Genomic DNA, 22,888 nt, shown 5'->3' with positions numbered 1-22,888 from the left:
AAGTATTTTTTTAATGCGTAGTGAATATTTTTAAGTCTTATCTATCGCGCCTTATGTAAGTGAAGCGTATGCGTTGATAGACTAAGTAGAATCTGCTCAAAAAACAGCCGAACGGTTTACAGACCAGCCAAGGTTAAAAATCCTCGTTTTAAGGCAGGACAAAAATCAATTTTATAAACAATATGATGAGGCAATATACTTGTTTTAAAGAGCCGAAAACTACGTCTTTATAGGTCTAGCAATTCGCTTTGTATTACCAAAAAAATTGATATAACGTTGTACTTCTTTTGAATCACCGATCGTTTTTTCAGGATTATCTGAAAGTTTCACGGCTGGTCGACCATTGGCATAGGTCACCTTACAAACAAGGGAAAGAGCATCAAGAGTTTCGATTTCCTGAGGTGCACAGCCTGTAAAGTCATTGGTAAGATCCGTGCCCCATCCAAAACTCATGCGCACTCTACCATGGAAATGATGATAGGTTTTTTCAATTGTATTGACATCAAGAGCATCAGAAAAAATTAGAAGTTTTTTGCATGGATCTTTTCCTTTTTCTTTCCACCATTGAATAATACGTTCGCCACCTTCAATAGGGGGCGCACTATCGGGTCTGAAACCCGTCCAATCAGCTACCCAATCTGGTGCATTGCGTAAAAATGCTTCTGTACCAAAGGTATCAGGTAAAACAATGAGAAGATTTCCACCATAATAACGGTTCCAATCCTGCAAGACTTGATACGGAGCTCTGCGTAATTCATCATCGTTATTGCTGAGAGCCGCAATAACCATGGGCAATTCGTGTGCATTGGTTCCAAGAGCTTCTAAATCCGTATCCATGGCAAGAAGAACATTAGAAGTTCCAGTAAAAGAATTACCAATCCCTTCTTTTAATGCTTCCACACACCAGCGCTGCCATAAAAAAGAATGGCGGCGCCTTGTCCCAAAGTCAGATATTTTAATATCAGGCAATTTTTTGAGACGTTCAACTTTACTCCACATTTTTGCTTTAGCACGCGCATAAAGTACATCAAGAGCAAAACGATCTAGTTTTTTGAGAGCAGCACGTGAACGTAATTCACTTATAATAGCAAGGGCTGGAATTTCCCACATAGAGCTATGAGCCCACGAACCATAAAAATGAAGAATATACTGGCCATCTTTACGGGTTAGTTCATATTCTGGGAGTTGAAAATTCTCAAGCCACTGAAGAAAATCCGGTTCAAAAATTTGTTTGCGTCCATAAAATGTATTACCAGCAAGCCAAATCATTTCTTTTTTTGTAAAGTGCAAACTAAGAGCATGATCAAGTTGAGCACGTAATTCACTCTCATCAATATCATCGGCAAGACGTATTGTTTTAGAGCGATTTATGAGGGAAAAAGTAACATCAACATTAGGATATAACCCCCAAATCATCTGCACCATAAGAAGCTTATAAAAATCCGTATCGAGAAGTGAACGAATAATGGGATCAAGTTTCCAAGTATGATTGTAAACACGTCTAGCAATATCCGGATGATTCATAACCTTTTTCTTTCAGTTTCATAAAATCTAAAATATTATGCACCAACACGGCTAATATAGGCGGTGCAATATAACAACTCTACAGTTTTGGGCAAGAATAAAAAAGTCTGCTCTCTTTTTTCATCTTTCATCTTTAATATTTGACAATACGTATAATTTCATGCTGACCTGTTTTTTGTAACTTTATCCCTGTATGAAATTCGGTATATTCTTTGCTATTAACATAGAGCATATTTTTAGGTCCCCATTTTACTTTAATGCTATAAACGGCATCATAAAACTTCATTGTTGCTTCATATTTTGGCCAAATAGAGGGTAAATGTGGCTGCAAAAACAAGAGGTCTCCCTGACGCTGTATTCCAAGAATAGCTTGTGTTGCGGCGCGATAAAACCAACCGGCTGAACCTGTATACCAAGTCCAACCGCCTTGACCACATCGTGGTTCAACAGCATAAATATCTGCGGCCATCACATAAGGTTCAACACGATAAATTTCAGGATCTTGTCCGTGGGTAATTGGGTTTATCATAGAAAATAAAGCATAAGCTTTATCGTTTTGTTCCATTTCAGCCAACGCAAAAATACTCCAAATGGCACCATGCGTGTATTGACCACCATTTTCTCGAATTCCTGGAGGATAACCTTTTATGTAACCAGGCTCGAGCGTACTTTTATCAAAAGGCGGCCAAAAAAGGCGAATGAGTCCACCTTTTTTATCATAGAGATGTTCCAGCATTGATGTCATTGCTTGTTTTTGGCGTTCAAGCGATGCCATTTGAGAAATGACAGCCCAAGATTGAGCAATGGTATCAATTTGACATTCATCATTGACTTTAGAGCCCAGAGGCGTTCCATCATCAAAATAACCACGTCGATACCAAGCACCATCCCAACCATTTTTCTCTAGGGATTTTGTTAAATGTTCAAGGTACGTACTCCATATTTGCATATGGCTATTGTCACCACGTTTTTTGGCTAAAGAGATAAATGCTTGTAATGTGTGCCCAAGAAACCATCCTAACCAAATGCTTTCGCCTTTTCCTTCCACACCGACCAAATTCATGCCATCATTCCAATCCCCACCTAAAATAAGAGGGAGACCATGTGGTCCGCAGCGTTTAATGGCAAGGTCTAAAGCTAAAGCACAATGTTCATAAACTGTTGCAACCTTTGAGGATTGGGTGGGTTGAAAATAAGCATCCTGTTGCCCACTTTTGAGAACATCACCTTCAATAAAAGGAATCAGCGTATCAAGAAAGGCATTATCGCCAGTGGTATTGACATAAAGAGCTGTTGCATATGCAAGCCAAACGATATCATCAGAAATATATGTACGAACACCAGCATTTGTGTCAGGCAACCACCAATGTTGCACATCACCTTCAAGAAATTGGTGCGCTGCTGCATTTAACAATTGTTCACGTGCTAATTGTGGTTCCAGCAATAACAAAGACAGGCTATCTTGTAACTGGTCACGAAAACCAAATGCACCACTAGCTTGGTAAAAGCCTGCGCGTGCCATGATGCGGCATGAGTAGATTTGATAAGGAAGCCAATGGTTGACCATAAGATTAAAAGAAGCGTCCGGTGTTTTGACTTGGAAAGGAGAAACAAAATCACTCCATTGCTGTTTTTGTTTTGTGAGCTGAATCTCAAAATCACTTGCACGTACTTGATTAAGTAATTTTTCAGCTTCTTGCCTATTTTCAGCACTGCCAAGATAGAAGATGATTTCTTTTGTTTGCCCTGGTTGAAGATCAATATCATAGGCGAATGCTGAACAAGGATCACATCCTGCTTCAATGGTATTCGAAAGAGCACCGGCTTTACGGATCGCATTTGGACGTGTTACGGTTCCCGTTGCACCAATAAATTCAGCGCGATTGGTCGTAGTGCTGGTTGGCATTTCGGATGCTGATAAAAATGTAACTTGTTGAGATTTCTCGATGTGATAGGGATTTTGAATAAAATGTGCACCCCATCTGGCCTCATAAGAGGAAACAATAAAGGGGGCATATTTTGTACGGATATTTCCCAAAACCCATTCAACATAATTATAAAGGCGTAAACTACGTGGTTTTTTCCCTTCATTCGTAAGGATAAGACGTGAAAAGCGAATAGGTTTTTCGGGATCAAGTGTATGAGTCAGTTCTAATGCGATTTCTGAATGTGTTGATTTAAAAGTTGAGAATCCAAACCCATGACAAGCCTCATAGACAATATTTTCGTCACATTCAACAGTAGAAACGGGTGAGAAACGTTTTAAAGACTGGCGATCAACCAGATAAAGAGCTTCTCCTGGCCGGTTAGACGTTGGATCATTCGCCCAAGGAGTTAGTTGATAATCGCGGCTATTGTTAGCCCAAGTAAAAATTGCACCTTCAGCAGAGACATGAAAACCAAATCTGTGATTAGCAATGACATTAATCCACGGATGTGGTGTGGTGGTACGTCCATGAAGACGTATTACATAATGATTGTGCTGATTAAAACCACCGTAACCATTCCAATATCTTAGATCTTCTCCATTTGGGAGAAAAGAGGATGGTTTTTGTTGGCTAATAAGACCAATGGAAGAAAAAAGATTTTGTTCAGTTTGTGTTGTAAATTGCTGTCCTTCGTTATATCTTGGCAAGTCTAATTGATCATAAGATTCTTGATAATTTTTATGAATTGTGAGATTAAAATCATTCTCATCAAGTCGTTTAAGTTGTTCAGATAAAGAGCCATTTTGGGCATCAAGAACGATGCGTGCTGATGCAAGAAGCGTTTTAAAACTCTGTTCACTCATTTGATCGCGTCGAAGCATGAAAACATGTTGGCGTTCATCTGCTTTTTGCGTGTGGTGATAATAAGTTTCACAGACCCACTCGAGAGCGCGTTGTGTACTTTGTATATAAGAAAATGTTTGTTCATTAAGAATGACCAAATCAACAATGAGTCCGCGCATACACCAATATTCGTGTGCTTTAAGGAGCTCGCGCAGTACGGTTATATTTCCCTCGTTATTTAATCTAAGAAGACAGAGTGGATTGTCTCCTGAGATAGACATGGGCCAAAGATCAGACTGTTTTCCTAGCGTTTTTGCTAATATTTCAGAAGGAAGACGCCACGTTCTTTCTGGATAGATAAGCGGTGTTGCATATTTTTGATAGATAATAGCTTCTTTAAGCTGGGTTCCGCTCTGATACAGTGCGACTTGTGAGCGCGTCCATGCCATTGAAAGTTCTTTTTGAAACATATCAGGTTGTCGATAATGTTTAATATGATTATTTAGCGCTTCTTTTGTATGAGCAGCAAAGGTCCAAAAAATAAGTTCTGCTTTTTCATGGGCTGAAATTTTTATACGGCATCGCAATGACATAACAGGATCAAGAACACAACCTTGACTGTTACTGAAACGAGCATTTTGGTCAAATGCAGCGGGCCGATGAATGGATCGCCCCCGACCAATAAACAGAAAGCGATCTGTTTCAGCTTCTGTCTCTTGGAGAATATCTGTTGTACTAGAAACAAAATGGGCAACATAGATTTCAGGATCACTAGGCGAGCGTTTGCGCCTTTTGGCAAAAATTGTTTTACCTTCTTCAGCAATTTCTGTCTCTATAAACATACGGGAAAAAACAGGATGAACTTGATCTGTATCCATCGTGGCAAGCGCTAATTCACCATAAGAAGTCACTTCAATGAATCGGTCTTTATTTGTCGTATTCATCAATTGAATACGTCTCCCTTCGCCACATCCTTCAGATGTAATAAGACATTCAAGTGTTGATTTAATACCATCAACCATTTTTGTATATTCAGCCTTTTCATCTGTAAAAATGCTGACAGCTTCTTCTTCAATAACACGTGTTGGCTCACCAGTAACAGACCACCACCGTCCACTATGCGTGTCACGCAAGAAGAATAAAGTACCTTGTTGATCTTCTGTTGCATCAGGAATAAAGCGCGTAATCACATAATCGTGCCAACGGCTGTAACCAGAACCATTCGCTGTTAACATGGTAGAATAAAAGCCATTAGACAAAAGTAAAGTCGCTCGTGGTTTGAGTAACGGGTTTGTAATAATGCGCAAAGGGGCTGCATCAAATGCTTGAGACTTATTGCGCATACGATTAACAGCTTTGGTATGAATAATAGGAATGAGATGAGGCGCTCTTTCCTGTAAGAGCAATTGTGTTGCCTCAATAAAGGGATCACGGTGAAAACGATCACGCATTCGCCCTTGAAAAATAACATTGTTAAGAGCAAGGATAGACATGCCATGATGGTGCGCATAATAATTGCGTACAACGGCGTATTTTTCCCCTGTTTTCACGCGTGAAGGGGTAAAATCAACAGAGTCATAATAACCATATGTTCCTAAAGCTCCAAGATCACGAAGTCGTTTTAAATTAGCGACAGCGTAAGCAGGAACATATTGTGCCGCTAGAAGGCTGGCATAGGGAGCAATGACAGCATTGCGTGAAAGACCACGTTGGAGTCCGAGGTTTGGAACACCAAAATGAGCGTATTGGTAATTCATTAAATGATCGCGAGCATTAAATGCGGCTTCTGAAATACCCCATGGTAATTCCCGTTTATGGGCATATTGTATTTGACAACGAATAATCAATCGATTTGTTTGATCCAGGAGAGACCCTAAAGGTTCATGCATTACGAGAGATGGCATAAGATATTCGAACATTGATCCAGACCATGATAGGAGTGCACCTTTCCCACCTATGGGTACGAGAAGTCGACCAAGACGAAACCAATGTTTAAGTTTTATATCTCCTTTTGCGATGGCAAAAAAGCTTGCAAGACGTGCTTCTGAAGCAAGCAGGTCATAACAATTTTCATCGAGTTTGTTTTCTTGAACACGATATCCAATGGATAAGAGATGCCGTTTAGGCTGTTCTAAAAAGTCAAATTTCATATCAAAGGCTATTTGCCGTGCCACTATAGCCAGCCTGTTTAGTTTTTTACGTAATTTTTCAGTATCACAATGAGCAGTCGCATCATGATGATAAGCGTTACAGGTGTCGATAAGGCATTTAGCCCAAGAAAGTGCACGAGCAGATTCTATCGTTTGAATTTTGTGGTCAAGTTCATCGACTAAGTGCACAATATCGTGGGCTGCAAGTGAAAGATTTATGACGTGAGAAGGGATCGTATTTTCTTGTTCTATAAAAGTGAAGACAGAATCATGAAAACGAGTGATGTTTTCTTCGATTTTTTGGCGTAAAGAGCGTAAACTGGGTTTATGATCTGGAATTTCTCTGACAGTTTCTTCAAGAATAGCAAGAACATCCGATAAGCCTTCTCGATCACTTTGAAAAAAAAGAGGCGGTTTTTCAGCCCATTCACTTAACGCAGAAGAGAGTGTTACCAAATGACCGGCAAGATTTCCCGAATCAACGGTTGATACATAAGTAGGCAAAAGAGGCCTAAGTGTATCCGTTTCATACCAATTATAGAGATGACCACGGAACTTTTCCATTTTTGTAAGAGAGCGTAATGTACATTCAATACGGGTGATGGTCTCTTCAAAACCAATCCAGCCAAAATCACGTGCTGCAATAATAGAAAGGAGATAAACGCCAATATTCGTAGGCGATGTACGTTGAGCAACAAGAGGTTCAGGATCTTCTTGAAAATTATCGGGAGGCAAATAGTTGTTTTGTTCGTTGACAAAGGTTGCATAATAAAGCCATGTCCGCCGTGCAATAGAGCGGAGTTTTTTTTCATCTTTTGAAGAAAGATAAAGGCTATCTTGAAAGGTTGAAGGTTGACTCACAATCCAAGCAATAAAGGGTGAAAAAAACCATGCTATCCCAAAAGGTAAAGCAACCAAACTTGCAAAACTATCAGAAAAAAGAGGGAGTGCTATAGTAAGAACACCGATAAGCGATGCTGGTGCCATTGTAAAAACATAGAAACGCAAACTATTGGGCATTGATTTTGTTGCGGCAGAAGTTTTCCATTCAAGAAGATGCTGTTTTGAAATCGTCATACGATAGAGTGTACGAATAATCGCATCGGTCATAAAATACGCCGAATGAGCAAGAAACGTCGTTTTAAGAAATATATCAGCGCTTGTAAGAGCAATTTTGTTCCCAATTAATTGAAAATGTCCACGCAAAGAATGATCTATATTAGATGAGACAAGCGTTTTTAATACACATAGAATGGGTGAAATGAAGGAGCTAAACAACAAGAATATTTGCCAGACGATTGCACTCTTTAAAGACAAAAAAGCCCATCCTGCAAATGCTGCGATTAACCACATAAGTGGAGTGAGAGAACGACGTAAATTATCCTGCATTTTCCAACGCGTCACGAAACTTATTTGACGGTAGGAAAAAAGATAAGGCAAAAGCTGCCAATCACCGCGGACCCAACGATGATAACGCATAACATCAATATTGTAAGCGGTTGGATAGTCTTCAATGACTTCTATGCTACTTACCAGAGCAGTACGAGCATAACCTCCCTCTAAGAGATCATGGCTAAGAATAGTATTTTCTTTAATTTTGCCATCAAGCGCTTGTTCAAATGCATCAATATTATAAAGACCTTTACCGATAAAGGTGCCTTCTCCTAAAAGATCTTGATAAGTATCAGAAACAGCAAAAACATAAGGATCAATGCCACGGTTGATAGAAAAAACCCGTTGGAGAATTGATGTTTTTTTTCCTGTTGTAAGAGAAGGAATAATGCGTGGTTGTAAAATGCTATAGCCCTTTACAACCTTTCCACTTTGTGGATCAAAAACGGGATGATTGAGTGGATGGTTAAGCTTTCCAACAAGTTTCGCGACGCTCTCTGGAGTAAGACGTGTATCACAATCCAGCGTCATAACAAAACGGCAATCCATAGGAAGATGTGGATTGGGAGGATAAAAGCTTGTATTTTTATCGCCTCTTAAGAGCCGATTAAGTTCATGAAGTTTTCCTCGCTTTCGTTCCCATCCCATCCAACATTTTTCGCTTGCATTATAAAGGCGTCGGCGATGTAAAAGGAAAAAAAGAGGAAGTTCATCACGATGATAACAACTATTGAGTTTATCAATACTCTTTTGCGCATAGTGCAATAAATCAAGATCATCTTGCGTTTCTCTCAATGGAGCATCTACCCAATCTGTAATGAGCGCAAAATGAATGGCACCTTTAGGATTGGAAAGATAGTGCACTTCAAGATTGCGCACTTGTTCATCAACATTAGCGCGTGATGTCATCAAAGTAGGTACAACAACCATTGTCCGTGCATGTTTTGGAATACCTTCTTTATATTCATAACCAATGAGCTGTCTTGATGGGACAAACCACGAAACAACAGTGTTAAATAAAGCAAAAGCAGCATCCATAGCAGGAAAAAGCGCCAATACAGTAAAGCAAAAAGACATCCATTGTGTCATGCCAGATATTTGTAAAAGGGCGTAAATTACCAGCAAAAGAGCAAGCGTCAGAAAAGAGACAGGAAGGGCGATGACTCTCAATTTTGAGCAACAAGAAGCGCGTGTCCATTTTATGAGAAAGGGCGGAATATATCCACAAGCCTTTTCAAATATGCCACGACCATCATCAACAAGGTACCACCCCACACAAGAATGATGAGGCATATCTTTAGAAGTGGAATTTGCCATTTCTACAACTTTATGTGCAACTTCCAGTTCACTAAGAGGCGAAAAGCGTGAAACTTTTTCAATGACTTGTCGATAAATATTGCGTGAGTGAGCATCAATTTCAGAAAAATCACTATTTTTACGCAAAATAGAATCGACACAACTCACTGTTTCAAACCATGCTATCCAATCAACATCATCTATAGCTTTAAGAGCACGGATAATATTTCCCATGGTCACACCATCTGCTGCTTGTCGGGTATGTTCATCAGCTGTTGCAATCTCTAAGCTACTGCCTTGGCTTTTCAATTGCTTTTCAAGCCAAGTTAATGCTACGGTTGAATCGACAGATGCACTGCGCAGGCGATAGAATAAATGTGCTGAAAAAGTTGGATCAACAGTGAATGGTTTATACTGCGTAAAAAGAGAGTGTAGATTTGTTTTATTTTCTACAAGAGAAATTTTATCAGCCACTTGACTAGCAAGACGGCGCATATGTCGCGCTTTTTCGATACGGACTGAAAGACGACGGACATTTTCAATGAGCAGCATTTGCATAACAGAAGGAAGAGCCCACAATTCACCAATTGTGAGCGCACAAACTTCTTGAAATCCGTTGGTCATAGCAGTGAGTGTTTCTTGTGAAAAGCTGCTATCGGTATGCGCAATATAAAGCCAAGTTAAAGCAAAAATTCGTGGTATGCCGGCTTTGTGTGTAGAAAGAGGAAGTTGCTTTATGAAGGACTTGGGTAGATTACGACGTAGCTTTTGTATGGTTTTATCAATGGTGTAATGATTATCAATGAGCCATTGAGCAGATGGTGCGATGGTTTCATCATTTCGGGCAGCAAAATCACTGGTATGAAAGGCATGAAGAATAAGTTTAGCATTTTCATTCAATCTCTTGCGAAAATCTTCTACTCCTTCATATTCAGGGAGTAAAATTTCTTTACCAGAAGCTATATCATGCCCTAAGTTATAAAGATCTTCCTGTACCTTATAAATTGCACGAAGAGGAAAATCCGTATTAATAAAATGGTCTTTTTTCTCTTTTTGAGAAAAAAAGCACTTTATGAAAGGTCTTATGCACGTCATAATGTCCCATTGTTATTCAATTACATCGTTTTTTATTTAAATTTTAAGCATTTTATCTGAATAGTGAACCGTTGTTAGACAAAAAACAAACTTTTTGTTTTTATTTGCAAGCATTTATAATTTTTGTTTCAATAATTTAAAAATAAGCAGACAATTTCTTTAGAAAATAAAAAGGTCACTCCTAAAATGAGTGACCTTAATAATAACACTAACTTTAATGATTGATGATTAATCTTGTTCTTGTTTTTTCAAAGCTGCACCAAGAATATCACCAAGAGAAGCACCTGAATCTGTAGAACCATATTGTGCAACAGCTTCTTTTTCCTCTGCAATTTCTAAAGCTTTAATCGATACTGAAATTTTACGTGTTTTTTTATCAAATGCTGTGATGCGAGCATCAACCTTTTGCCCAATTGCGAAACGCTCAGGACGTTGCTCATCACGATCACGCGCGAGATCAGCACGCCGAATGGTTGTCTCAAGGTTGTGATCAATCAATTTCACACCAATGTCATTGTCGTTAACAGCAATCACTTCGCATGTTACAACAGCACCTTTTCGCAATTCGCCAGAAGCAGCTGCTTCTCCAACTTTATCGCTGGAAAGCTGCTTAATTCCAAGAGAAATGCGCTCTTTTTCAATGTCAACATCAAGGACCACAGCCTTAACGATATCGCCTTTATTATAAGTATCAATAACTTGTTCACCAGGACGGTTCCAATCAAGATCAGACAAATGAACCATACCGTCAACATCGCCTTCAAGCCCAATAAACAGACCAAATTCTGTTTTATTTTTAACCTCTCCTTCAATTTGCGAATTGACAGGAAATTTATTGGCAAAAGCTTCCCATGGATTTTCAAATGTTTGCTTTAAGCCAAGAGAAATACGCCGTTTAGAAGGATCAATCTCAAGAACAACCACTTCTACTTCTTGTGATGTAGACAGAATTTTTCCAGGATGAACATTTTTCTTTGTCCAGCTCATTTCAGAAACATGGATCAGCCCTTCGATTCCTGGTTCAATTTCAACAAAACCACCGTAATCAGTAATGTTGGTAACAGCACCCGTAATTTTTTTACCAATCGGATACCGGACACTGATGCTTTCCCAAGGATCACTTTCAAGCTGTTTCATTCCAAGAGAAATACGGTGCGTGTCTTGATTAATGCGAATAATCTGAACTTTAATCGTTTGGCCAATTGTGAGCACCTCAGATGGGTGATTAACACGCCGCCATGCCATATCTGTAACGTGCAAGAGACCATCAATCCCACCAAGATCAACAAAGGCACCATAATCTGTAATATTTTTCACCACACCTTCAACGATTTGGTTTTCTTCAAGATTTTGTACGATTTCTGAACGTTGCTCAGCGCGACTTTCTTCTAAGACAGTGCGACGTGAAACCACAATATTGCCACGACGACGATCCATCTTCAAAATTTCAAAGGACTGTGAATTATGCATGAGGGGTGAAACATCACGAATGGGACGAATATCAACTTGGCTGCGAGGCAAGAAAGCAACGGCACCATCAAGATCGACTGTAAAACCACCTTTTACTTGGCTAAAGATCACTCCATCAACGCGTGCACCAGCATTGAATTTTTCCTCCAAACGGACCCAACTTTCTTCGCGCCGTGCTTTTTCACGCGATAAAACAGCTTCACCCATCGCATTTTCAATGCGTTCAATGTAAACCTCAACTTCATCGCCAACTTGCAAAGAACCATCTTTTGCTTTAGCTCCAAATTCTTTGAGAGGAATACGTCCTTCGACTTTAAGACCAGCATCAATAATGGCCATGTCTTTTTCGATTGCAATAACACGACCTTTAACAACAGATCCTTCATTAAGATCATTAGTTTGAAAAGATTCTGTTAAAAGGGCTTCAAAATCCGCTGTTGTGGGATTGTATTGTGACATAAGAACTCCTAATATATACCTTGTATTATAAGGTATGAGCGCTGGGTTAGTGTTAACATAAGCAACTTCTTAGCCTTTTTCCTTGAATAAAGGAAAAAAAGTTAGCGCTAGGCTGGAAGTTACCTTAACGAATTTATCCAATTATATGCATTTTTATGATTGGATCAATAAAACTGCATGCAACTTCAAATGTTGCTTCTATACTCAATTCTGACGTATCAAGCAAGTGGGCGTTTTTTGCTGGTTTTAATGGACTTTGTTTGCGCGTTATATCGCGACTGTCGCGCTGTTCAAGTTGAGCTAGGATTTCATGATAATTTGCTTGAACACCTTTTTTTAAAATCTCTTGGTAGCGACGTTTGGCGCGTGTTTGGACATTGGCTAGAATATAAAACTTGATATCGGCATCAGGACAAACAATAGTTCCGATATCACGCCCATCAAGCACACAGCCGGGCAAAACTTTAGCAAAGTTGCGTTGTTTTTCGACAAGAATTTTGCGTACAGCAGGATTAATTGCTATTTTTGAAGCCGCTTCACCAAGTTCATGAGAAGAAAGAAGAGAAGGATTTAAGGTATTAAAATCAAGTTCTTTAGCATAAATAATAGCATTTTTTTCATCATTAAGAGCTAAATTTTGTTGTAAAAGCGTATGAGCAACACTACGATAAGTAAGACCAGTATCGAGATGGCGAAGGCGATAATGTGCAGCAATTTTGCGTGCTAAGGTTCCTTTGCCTGAGGCTGCAGGTCCATCAATGGCGATAACAAAAGGCTTCAAGCGATTTTTCCCCCAAGTTGTTTTATAAAAGGAATAAATTCTGGAAAGCTCGTAGCGATCATTCGTTTATCATCAATAGTAACAGGTTTTTCTGATACAAGCCCAAAAATGAGAAAACACATAGCAATTCGATGATCAAGATGTGTGGAGACATGTCCACCACCCAAACCTTTGGCAGAACCTTTTCCATAAACAATAAGAAAATCTTGACCTTCTTCACAGTCTACGCAATTAATTTCGAGTCCTTGAGCAACAGCAGACAGTCGATCTGATTCTTTTACACGCAACTCTTCAATTCCTAGCATTACTGTTTTGCCTTCTGCAAAGGCTGCTGCTACTGCCAAAGCAGGATATTCATCTATCATCGATGGAGCACGTTCTTTGGGCACCGTAACGCCTCTAAGGACCGATGATTTTATCCGTAGATCAGCAACATCCTCTCCACCTGTTTGACGTCGGTTCAAAAATTCAATTTGAGCACCCATTTCCCACAATGTTTCGATAAGTCCTATTCGAGAGTTATTTATCAAAACATTTTCAATGGTGATATCAGAGTCTTCTACAAGAAGGGCTGCGATAATTGGAAAAGCAGCAGAAGAAGGATCCCCCGGAATATGAATCGTTTGCCCAGTAAGATGGGGTTGACCATTAAGGTGAATCAAACGCGCACCTTCGTTATCTTTTTCTATTTCAAGTTGCGCACCGAATGCTTTTAACATTTTTTCCGTATGATCTCGTGTCAGAACTGGTTCAATAACAGTTGTAATGCCGGCGGTATTGAGTCCAGCAAGCAGGATTGCTGATTTAATTTGGGAGGAAGCTATTGGAACACGGTAACGAATCGGATTAGCCATTTTCGGACCATAAAGCGTTAAAGGAAGATGATCGTCGCGCGTTGCCTCAATTTCAACCCCCATGAGACGCAGTGGATCAAGGATACGTCCCATTGGACGTTTAGAGAGAGAAGCATCACCAATAAAGGTTGTTTTCATATGATACGGACCAACCATTCCCATAACCAAACGAGCACCTGTTCCAGCGTTTCCAAAGTCTAAAGGTTTTTGTGCAGCTAAAAGGCAACCATTCCCTGTTCCTCGTATGATCCAGAAGTCATCTTTTTTAATAATACAGGCACCCATAGCTTGCATAGCAGCAGCTGTATTGAGTACATCAGCGCTTTCAAGTAATCCATGAATATATGTCTCACCACTTGCTAATCCTCCCAATATAAGAGAGCGGTGAGAGATTGATTTATCTCCTGGTATTTGAATTTTTCCAGAGAGACTACTCGATTTATAGGTGGTTATAGGGATTGCTTTTTGCATGGAAATTCTATTTAATTCTATCTAACTTTTATGAAATTGTGCATCCTTTAGCACATGCTTTAAAAGACGTCATGAAAAAATCACTGTGGAACAGTGTATTTATCTTTGACAAAGGTATTATTTTTCGATTAAGCACCATAAAATTTATCTTTTAATGGAATAATAGTTAATCAAAGAGGCACGGTTTATGGCAAAACAAGAACTTGGAACTAAACGTGTTGATCCAGAAACAGGAAAAAAATTTTACGATCTAAATCGCGATCCTATTGTGTCGCCCTATACAGGAATTTCTTATCCGCGTTCTTACTTTGAAGTTGCAGCAGCTGAAGCAAACAATGAGGAAGAAGTTGATACTGAAGAGCTTGATACAGCACTTGAAAAATCTGCTTTTATGCTTCTTGAAGAGGATGATGAGGATTCTAAAGATGACGATCTTCCTGATTTAGAAGATAGTGATGTAGATCTTGGTGATGATGATGATACATTTTTATCTCATGATGGTGACGATGAAGATGATGACGTTACTAATATTCTCGGAGGCGGTGTTTCTAATGATGACGATGCTTAAGAGAAATAAAAAAGGACATCTTTTCCATTGAATGTAAATTCTTCTTGATCTTCAACTTTGATCGTTCTAGAAAAGTTGGAATTGTATACTGTCCTTTTGGAAAAATTTGTTTTTATAGGGGCTATAGCTCAGCTGGGAGAGCGCTTGCATGGCATGCAAGAGGTCAGCGGTTCGATCCCGCTTAGCTCCACCAAAAGGACAAACTGTTCTATCAAGGGAATCAATTATAATAAAGGATGTGTACATCAATTTAAAAGGTTTATTTGCTATTTAATCATAATTCCAATAGCGCTTGTTCCTTGCATTTTAATGATATTATAATACGTTTTTAATCATTTGTTGGATTATAAAATTTTACTGTTGCAACCGTGAAAGTAGATAATTCTTTTATGTTTTGCACAGAAATAGAAAATGTGCTGTTTAACCTACGCCTTGTCTTCAAGGACAAAATTTGAATTTCCTTTACCACAATATTTCCACAAAATCATAATATGTTGGCTACCGATATCTTTTTAAAAGGTATGAAGTACTTAAACAAAGAGTAGAGAATAAAATATTAAAATATACTTCTCAATTATTGAAAATTAGAGCTTTTTTTGAGTATTTTTAATCTGATCAGATGTCCTGCCAAAAAAATTACTCACTTTGATTAGCATCTACCTGCTCAATACTAAGGTATATTAACGCTTAAATAATATATTGAATCAATTATTTTTTTCCTTGCGCATCACAAGAAAGGTTGAGGTGTGAGAGCAAAGTAGCACCATCTTTATTGTGCTAATTCCCAATGTTGGCGATAATTCTTACATTTTAGAATGTTCATAAAAAACATTTTTAGTCTTTTCTTTCACAGTTTTTATCCACATGCCAATTGCGCTTGTTATGTGCAAGCCAATGGATTTATTGATTCAACCTCAAGAGATCTGAAACGATAAAACCCTACGTCATTCGAAATTCTTACTTTAATATGAATAACGATATATTATCTTTATAAATCAATATGCTTAAACAATTTAAGAAAAAGAATAAAAATGCTTCTCATAAATATTCTCAAATGCAAAAGCTATCACAACATTGGAGACTGACTTGTTACTTCATAGGCGCTACAAATCTTTCTCTGAATACTCCCTACCCTGAATATTCATTGTGTGTAAAGTTGCATATACCTTATCATCCTATAAACGATAGTGTTTTTACAATACAATAAGATAACTTCTTTCAATTAAGATGGACTGGATGGACGAGTATGTTTTATTTCATACAATACTAAATACACTTAGTTCTTTTGAGGACTGTAGCGCCCTCTTTATACAAAACAACGTTTTTTCGTTTAATGCATTTCTCGTTTTTTTATATTGAATATTTTACCCTTTTTATGATGCCCGAATTGCATTTGTTTTAATTGCTATTTTATACGCTTAATAAAGAAAATATTCATATAATAATCAGCCAGTAATACGCATAATGAAAATAAAAAATGATATTATATTTTAAAATTTTTCTTCAATAACCTCTAGTACTTAGCCCAATGCGAAATGCCAGCGCTAAATAGAAGATAGTTTCCATTGTAAATTTTTTAAACAAAGGAGGTAAAAATGTCGAGAGTATCTTCAAATATATTGTGTATTGCAAAAGCTTTCTGTTGCTTGAGTTTATTCTAAAAAATAACAATTTATTTCATTGAATGATCAGAAAAACGAGACAGCCTTGTCGTATCATAAAAAATTTTTCCCTCAAATGATTTTACCACATCAATTCCCTGATTGAGATTTTCAAAAATCTTCCCTAATGCCATCCACATCTTTTTAATTGCTGTTCATAGAGCCTCGATATCCTTGCCATGCGCTGTGCTGCCTGTGAGAGTGCCGTAGTGGCATGCCCGCCACTACGCGCATAAGCACCATGTCCCATATGATAATTTAAGTAAAGGCTATATGCATCATCAAATCTCACCCCATTGCGTTGAACACTTTGGCGATGATACCAAGCAACAAAATCAGCAGCATCTGCGAAATTCGTACGCCATGCAAAAGACTTTCCTGTCGAGCGAAGATACATTGCCCATGTACTGTCAAGCGCTTGAGCATAACCATAAGCTGTCGACCGACGCTTCCATGGGATAAAACCAAGTAGTTTTTTGCGTGGAGGACGTGCATTGTGACGAAAGCTCGATTCCATCTTAATGGTTGCAAGAATGATAGGCATAGGAATTCCATAGCGCATTTCCGCTCTTTGAGACACTTTACCCCAATTGTCAAAAAAACCATTTTTTTGTGCCAAAATAGCACAAGCATTATTTGTGTGGATGGGAGTGGTTGTTGCACATCCCTCTAGCAAAAACACCAGTGCCCCTAAAAACAAAAGGTGTCGCATATTCCTATTCCTCTCGTTTAAGAAATAAAACAAGATAGAGATACTAAAAAATGATTACCAATCAATAAAGAACATGATCTAACTTGTGATATTTAAGAAGCTTGCTTTGCTTTATTCCTCATCAGCAAAACGCAATGCTTGCGACTGAGCTAATGTTGTCATTTTTGTTGGTTCAGAGTAATTTTCTTTTAATTCAACAGTTTCAATGCGATTTGCCCGTTTCATAATTTTGGAGGACGATATCAAAATTCCCTCTATATCTTCACCTGCTTTGTGAAAGTGCTTCTGTAGTGCGCGAACACGCATATCCATTCGTCCAAAATCTTCCATCAATTTTGCTACTTCTGATTGAATTAAATGCGCTTGTTCACGCATCCGCGCATCTTTCATAATGGTTTGTACCACTTGGACAGAGAGCATCAACAAAGATGGTGAAACAATAATCACATGAGCTCTATTGGATTTTTGTACCAATGCCTCAAAGTCCTCATAAATTGTTGCAAAAATCGATTCAGATGGCACGAAAAGGAAAGCAGTGTCATGGGTTTCTCCAGGAATCAAATATTTTTGTGCAATATCACGAATATGGACTTCCATATTGGTACGAAATTGGCGTTCTGCCTCTTGACGCTCTTGCGCTGATTCTGCCTTACGCATAGCATTCCAAGCCTCCAGAGGGAATTTAGCATCAACAACAAGAGAAGGGGCTTTATTGGGCATATGAATGAGACAATCTGGGCGCTTTCCATTAGAAAGAACGGCCTGAAAAGCATAAGCGTTTGTTGGTAAGGCATCGGCAATAATTGCTTCCATCCGCCCCTGACCGAAAGTACCACGTGTCTGCTTATTGCTTAAAATAGACTGTAACTGAACAACTTGTCCCGTAAGCGATTGAATATTATTTTGTGCCGCATCAATCACTGCTAAACGCTCTTGCAAACGATTCAAATTTTCATAAGTGGATTTAGTCTGTACCTGAAGTGTTTGGCCTAAGCTTGTTGTCATCCCATTGAGTTGCTCACTGAGTGATTTATTCAATTCAGCCTGCCGTTGACCAAAAATTTCCGCCATCGTTTGCATTCGCCCTTGCATTTCAGCTTGTGTTTTCAGCAAGGTAGCCATCTGCATTTGTGCCTCACGTGCGCGTTCAGCAATTTCATTTTCCAAAAATGCTTTTTTTCGATGAGAATGTATCAACATAAAAAATGCCAAACAGACAAGTATAAATAAAAGCAAAAGCACTAGTTTAGAAAAAAAATCACCAGCGAGTATGGAAAAAAACGAATCAAACATAAATTGTAATATAACGCTCTTATTGTAAAAAAACGCAAGAATCCGTTATTCAATATTGACCAATAACAAACCATTGATTAATCTCTACTTATGCCTATGCCAATGAGATCTTTAATTACTTTACCTGATCCGATTTTACGGGAAGTGTCCAAACCTGTTGAGCAGGTCGATTCATTTCTCCAAAAACTTGCAGATGACATGTTGGAAACCATGTATAATGCTAAGGGCGTTGGTCTTGCTGCTATTCAAATTGGTATACCGCTACGTATGTTGGTTATAGATGTCTCTGGAAATTCTGAAGATGAGCAGAAAAAACCACTTGTTATTATCAACCCTGAAATTTTATGGCTTTCAGATGAGCGTAATATTTACAAAGAAGGTTGTCTTTCTATTCCTGATTATTTTGCAGAGGTTGAACGTCCTAAACGCCTTCGTGTTCGCTATCAGAACCGTGAAGGAAAACAAACAGAAATTGAAGCAGACGATCTCTTGGCAACTTGCTTGCAGCATGAAATTGATCATTTAGATGGGCGCCTTTTTATTGATTACATTTCAAAGATCAAACGCGATATGGTGATACGAAAATTTAAAAAACGCGCAAAAGAAAAAAACATGCAGGAAGCAGTTTTGTAATGGCTTTACGATTAAGTTTTATGGGAACACCAGATTTTTCTGTTCCTATTTTACATGCTTTACTGGATGCAGGTCATGATGTTGTTGCTGTTTATAGTCAACCCCCTCGCCCAGCAGGACGTCGAGGGCTTAAATTAATCCCCTCCGCTGTTCACACCGTAGCAAAAGAGAAATCTATACCCATCTTTACACCTCAAACACTTAAAACAATCGAACAACAGGAGCAATTTGCAGCACTTTCTGTTGATGCTGCTATTGTGGTGGCTTATGGACTCCTTTTACCCAAAGCTATTCTCGAAACGCCGCGTTTTGGTTGTTTTAATGCCCACGCTTCACTCTTACCACGTTGGCGTGGTGCTGCGCCTATTCAACGAGCAATTATGGCTGGTGATAAAGAAACAGGTATCATGATCATGAAAATGGATGAAGGACTTGATACGGGGCCTATCGCTCTTTCTCGCTCCATCCCCATTACGGATAACACCACCACTGCTGAGCTTTCAAACAGACTTTCACATATTGGCGCAGAACTTATGGTAGAGACTTTATCCACTCTTGAAAAAGGACGACTTAAACTGACCCCACAATCAGAAGAAGGCATCACCTATGCCGCCAAAATTAGAAAAGAAGAAACCCGCATTGATTGGACAAAACCAGCAGAGTTTATTCATAGGCATATTCGCGCGCTCTCTCCCTCTCCTAGTTGCTGGTGCAATATGAATATCGGTGGACGAGAAGAACGTGTAAAAATTCTTGATAGTCGCTTAACAACAGGTCCTTCTCTTGAAATTGGACGGATAGAACCAGATTCTTTGATTATCCATTGTGGGCAAGGACGGATAGAAATAACCTCTCTCCAAAGATCTGGCGGTAAAATTCTTGATAGCGCAACCTTTTTGCGAGGTGCTCATATTTCTGCTGTTTTTTAAGATGCCACGTTTTAAACTCACTCTTGAATATGATGGTTCAAATTATGCTGGTTGGCAGCGTCAAGCAAAACTTCACACGATACAAGGAGCTCTTGAACAAGCGATTTTTTGCTTTAGTGGACAACAATTGACCATAACAACAGCAGGACGAACGGATGCGGGCGTACACGCTACCGGACAAGTTGCGCATGTTGATTTTGACAAAAACTGGCTCTCCCATACTGTACGAGATGCGCTCAATGCTCTTTTACGTAAACAGGGAGAGGCGATTTCAATCTTAAATGTAGAAAATGTCCCTGATGACTTTGATGCACGATTTTCCGCAACCAAACGCCATTATCTTTTCAAAATCCTCAATCGTCGCTCTCCACCAGCTTTAAATGCCAAACGCGTGTGGTGGTTGCCAAAGCCTCTTAATGCTGACGCCATGCATGAAGCTGCGCAAAAGCTTGTAGGACAACATGATTTTACAACTTTCCGTTCAGCACATTGCCAAGCCAAAAGCCCTATTCGCACCCTTGAACGCCTCGATATTCAAAGAGAAGGTGAAGAAATTTTTCTTTATGCACAAGCTCGTTCTTTTCTTCATCATCAAATCCGTTCATTCGCAGGAAGCCTCATGGAAGTGGGTATTGGACGTTGGACAGCTCAAGATCTCGAAGCAGCTCTTCATGCTAAAGATCGTAAACGTTGTGGTGTTGTTGCCCCCCCCTCAGGACTTTATTTAACCAAAGTAGAGTATTAATGATCCTTCAAGAGTGAGCGTCTCAAAAGTCGTTAAGGCAGTTTATAAAAAGAACGAATTTCTTCAAAAGCTTCTGCTGCTGTATTAACAAATTTCACAAAATTAACATCAGTAGGAGAGATTGTACCTTGTGCAGACAGATACTCAAAATTGACAGTATTGCTCCAAAATTCTTTGCCAAACAATAAAATTGGTACCTGTTTCATACGCCCTGTCTGTACTAAAGTTAACGTCTCAAACAGTTCATCCAGAGTCCCAAATCCTCCAGGGAAAACAGCTAATGCTTTCGCTCGTACTAAAAAATGCATTTTGCGCATCCCCAAATAATGAAAATTGAAACACAAATGCGGCGACACATACGAATTAGGCTCTTGCTCATGTGGTAAAATAATATTCAAGCCAATCGTTGGGGCACCAACATCACAAGCACCACGATTTCCCGCCTCCATGATTCCTGGTCCGCCTCCCGTAACAACCACAAATTCACGATATTCTGTCGTAGCAGAATAAAGTGAGCACAAACGCGCAAACTCTCTTGCTTCATCGTAATAATGTGACATAGCATGCAAATTTTTCTTTTGTATTTCATTTTTTGCAGCCCACGCTGCTTGCCCAGGTTCAGGAATACGCGCACCACCAAACAAAACAACTGTTGATTGAATATCATATTCTTTAAGGGTTATTTCCGGCTTTAAAAATTCAAGACTAATACGTTGTGAGCGCAGCTCTGGACGCATCATAAAATCTTGATCGATATAGGCTAAACGATAAGTAGACGAACGCATTTGTGCTGAATTAGAGATTTTATGTATTTGTTGTAGAGCATCCTTCGTATGGAGAAGTGGTGTCCAGTTTTCTTGCTCTGCTTTTCTTTTTTCTTTACAGCTTTTTTTCATACACCTGTCCTACTTCCTCATCGTTTTATTGACTGAACACATTTCTTCGCGTAGTTCATAGAGAATAAATCTTGAAGCTTTCAACTTGTTTAACGGAACTCTCGTCATGACCCATATCACACAACTTGAAATTATTATCGAACAAGCTTTTGACGATCGCGATTCTATCGATACTACCACAAAAGGCGAAATACGTGAGAGTGTTGAACATGCATTGAACCTTCTTGATAAAGGTGAAATCCGTGTTGCAGAACGACACAAAAATGGACAATGGCATGTTCATCAATGGTTGAAAAAAGCGGTTTTACTCTCTTTTCGGCTTAATCCTATGCAAATTATTACTGGTGGAATCAATGGGACACATTGGTGGGATAAAGTTCCTTCAAAATTCTCTGGTTGGCAAGAGGAAGATTTTAAAAGTGCTGATTTCCGTTCCGTTCCTGGAGCCATTGTACGTCATTCTGCTTACATTGCACCCAATGTTATATTGATGCCATCCTTTGTCAATCTTGGTGCTTTTATCGATGAGGGCACAATGGTTGATACATGGACCACCGTTGGTTCTTGTGCACAAATTGGTAAACATGTCCATCTTTCTGGCGGTGTTGGTATTGGAGGTGTTTTGGAACCACTGCAAGCAAATCCAACAATCATTGAAGATCATTGCTTTATCGGTGCTCGCTCTGAAATTGTTGAAGGCTGTATTATCCGTGAAGGTGCTGTTTTGGGAATGGGAGTCTTTATTGGAAAATCAACAAAGATTATTGATCGTACAACAGGTGAAATTTTTATTGGTGAAGTACCAGCCTATTCAGTGGTTGTACCAGGTTCTCTCCCTGGAAAACCTTTACAAAATGGTGAAGCAGGACCTAGCCTTTATTGTGCTGTTATTGTAAAACGCGTTGATCAAAAAACACGAGAAAAAACATCCATTAATGATCTTTTACGTTCTTAGACACAAGATTAATGCATAATAATATTTCATCGTTTTTTAACTTGAATAATAACCTCGAATACAAGGATTCTCTCATTTCAAATCCTTTCATAGTGAATCAATCACTATCATTTCCTGCTCGTCTCATAAACACTGTTGGTGTATGGGTAAGAAGCACTTTAAGAAAAGAATAAAAATGTCTTTAATGAATTTTCTCAAGCACCATGTGTCTTTATGACAATAAATATGGTTAT

At 38.9% G+C, this 22,888-nt stretch carries 14 protein-coding genes and 1 tRNA gene; 6 read left to right on the top strand and 9 right to left on the bottom strand.

The window, feature by feature from the left end:
* Positions 1 to 219: 219 nt before the first annotated feature.
* The 5 genes from pncB to aroA all read right to left on the bottom strand — a co-directional run bounded on the left by pncB (position 220) and on the right by aroA (position 14,263).
* Complete coding sequence (gene pncB / locus ACFIK7_RS03375; RefSeq protein ID WP_375662938.1) at positions 220 to 1,524, bottom strand: nicotinate phosphoribosyltransferase; 1,305 nt, start codon at positions 1,522 to 1,524, stop codon at positions 220 to 222.
* 133 nt (positions 1,525 to 1,657) lie between these two features.
* Positions 1,658 to 10,228 carry a GH36-type glycosyl hydrolase domain-containing protein gene (locus ACFIK7_RS03370; protein ID WP_375662937.1) on the bottom strand — a complete coding sequence of 2,857 codons (8,571 nt, stop codon included), beginning with the start codon at positions 10,226 to 10,228 and terminating at the stop codon, positions 1,658 to 1,660.
* A 228-nt stretch (positions 10,229 to 10,456) separates the two neighbouring features.
* Positions 10,457 to 12,157: a 30S ribosomal protein S1 gene (gene rpsA / locus ACFIK7_RS03365; protein ID WP_026500132.1), complete on the bottom strand. Its 1,701-nt coding sequence runs from the start codon at positions 12,155 to 12,157 to the stop codon at positions 10,457 to 10,459.
* A 133-nt stretch (positions 12,158 to 12,290) separates the two neighbouring features.
* A complete protein-coding gene (gene cmk / locus ACFIK7_RS03360; RefSeq protein WP_375617510.1) occupies positions 12,291 to 12,938 on the bottom strand; it encodes a (d)CMP kinase in 648 nt (215 codons plus the stop codon).
* A complete protein-coding gene (aroA, locus tag ACFIK7_RS03355; RefSeq protein ID WP_273790245.1) occupies positions 12,935 to 14,263 on the bottom strand; it encodes a 3-phosphoshikimate 1-carboxyvinyltransferase in 1,329 nt (442 codons plus the stop codon). Before aroA ends, cmk begins: the two co-directional genes overlap by 4 nt.
* A gap of 187 nt (positions 14,264 to 14,450) precedes the next feature.
* On the opposite strand from aroA, the gene ACFIK7_RS03350 reads away from it, so the two are divergent.
* Positions 14,451 to 14,831 (top strand): TIGR02300 family protein, encoded by a 381-nt coding sequence (locus ACFIK7_RS03350; RefSeq protein ID WP_273790244.1) that lies wholly within the window; start codon positions 14,451 to 14,453, stop codon positions 14,829 to 14,831.
* A 117-nt stretch (positions 14,832 to 14,948) separates the two neighbouring features.
* A tRNA-Ala gene (locus ACFIK7_RS03345) sits at positions 14,949 to 15,024 on the top strand.
* 1,479 nt (positions 15,025 to 16,503) lie between these two features.
* Here ACFIK7_RS03345 and ACFIK7_RS03340 read toward each other — a convergent pair.
* The 3 genes from ACFIK7_RS03340 to ACFIK7_RS03330 all read right to left on the bottom strand — a co-directional run bounded on the left by ACFIK7_RS03340 (position 16,504) and on the right by ACFIK7_RS03330 (position 18,497).
* Positions 16,504 to 16,626, bottom strand: a complete 123-nt coding sequence (locus ACFIK7_RS03340) for a hypothetical protein (protein ID WP_375630550.1) — start codon at positions 16,624 to 16,626, stop codon at positions 16,504 to 16,506.
* The gene (locus ACFIK7_RS03335) at positions 16,617 to 17,204 is read right to left on the bottom strand and encodes a hypothetical protein (RefSeq protein ID WP_273790243.1); all 588 of its coding nucleotides are present in this window, start codon (positions 17,202 to 17,204) and stop codon (positions 16,617 to 16,619) included. The genes ACFIK7_RS03340 and ACFIK7_RS03335 overlap by 10 nt, the downstream gene beginning before the upstream one ends.
* Before the next feature lie 111 nt (positions 17,205 to 17,315).
* Positions 17,316 to 18,497 carry a DNA recombination protein RmuC gene (locus tag ACFIK7_RS03330; protein WP_375642998.1) on the bottom strand — a complete coding sequence of 394 codons (1,182 nt, stop codon included), beginning with the start codon at positions 18,495 to 18,497 and terminating at the stop codon, positions 17,316 to 17,318.
* Positions 18,498 to 18,593: 96 nt separating this feature from the next.
* Between ACFIK7_RS03330 and def the strand changes: the two genes are divergently transcribed.
* Genes def through truA form a run of 3 tightly spaced genes read left to right on the top strand, consistent with a single transcriptional unit; the run spans position 18,594 to position 20,804 of the window.
* Entirely contained in the window at positions 18,594 to 19,130 is a 537-nt protein-coding gene (gene def, locus ACFIK7_RS03325) for a peptide deformylase (RefSeq protein WP_375662955.1), read from the top strand.
* The gene (gene fmt, locus ACFIK7_RS03320) at positions 19,130 to 20,059 is read left to right on the top strand and encodes a methionyl-tRNA formyltransferase (protein WP_375630553.1); all 930 of its coding nucleotides are present in this window, start codon (positions 19,130 to 19,132) and stop codon (positions 20,057 to 20,059) included. Before def ends, fmt begins: the two co-directional genes overlap by 1 nt.
* Before the next feature lies 1 nt (position 20,060).
* Entirely contained in the window at positions 20,061 to 20,804 is a 744-nt protein-coding gene (gene truA, locus ACFIK7_RS03315) for a tRNA pseudouridine(38-40) synthase TruA (RefSeq protein WP_375662936.1), read from the top strand.
* 32 nt (positions 20,805 to 20,836) lie between these two features.
* On the opposite strand, the gene ACFIK7_RS03310 is transcribed toward truA, so the two are convergent.
* Positions 20,837 to 21,700: an LOG family protein gene (locus tag ACFIK7_RS03310; RefSeq protein WP_375662935.1), complete on the bottom strand. Its 864-nt coding sequence runs from the start codon at positions 21,698 to 21,700 to the stop codon at positions 20,837 to 20,839.
* A gap of 106 nt (positions 21,701 to 21,806) precedes the next feature.
* On the opposite strand from ACFIK7_RS03310, the gene dapD reads away from it, so the two are divergent.
* A complete protein-coding gene (dapD, locus tag ACFIK7_RS03305) occupies positions 21,807 to 22,655 on the top strand; it encodes a 2,3,4,5-tetrahydropyridine-2,6-dicarboxylate N-succinyltransferase (protein WP_375662934.1) in 849 nt (282 codons plus the stop codon).
* Positions 22,656 to 22,888 lie beyond the last annotated feature (233 nt).

This window comes from Bartonella sp. CL266QHHD, from assembly GCF_042195355.1.
Classification (GTDB): Bacteria; Pseudomonadota; Alphaproteobacteria; order Rhizobiales; family Rhizobiaceae; genus Bartonella.
Note: the sequence above shows the minus strand (reverse complement) of the source record. Positions and strands in the feature narration are given on the sequence as shown.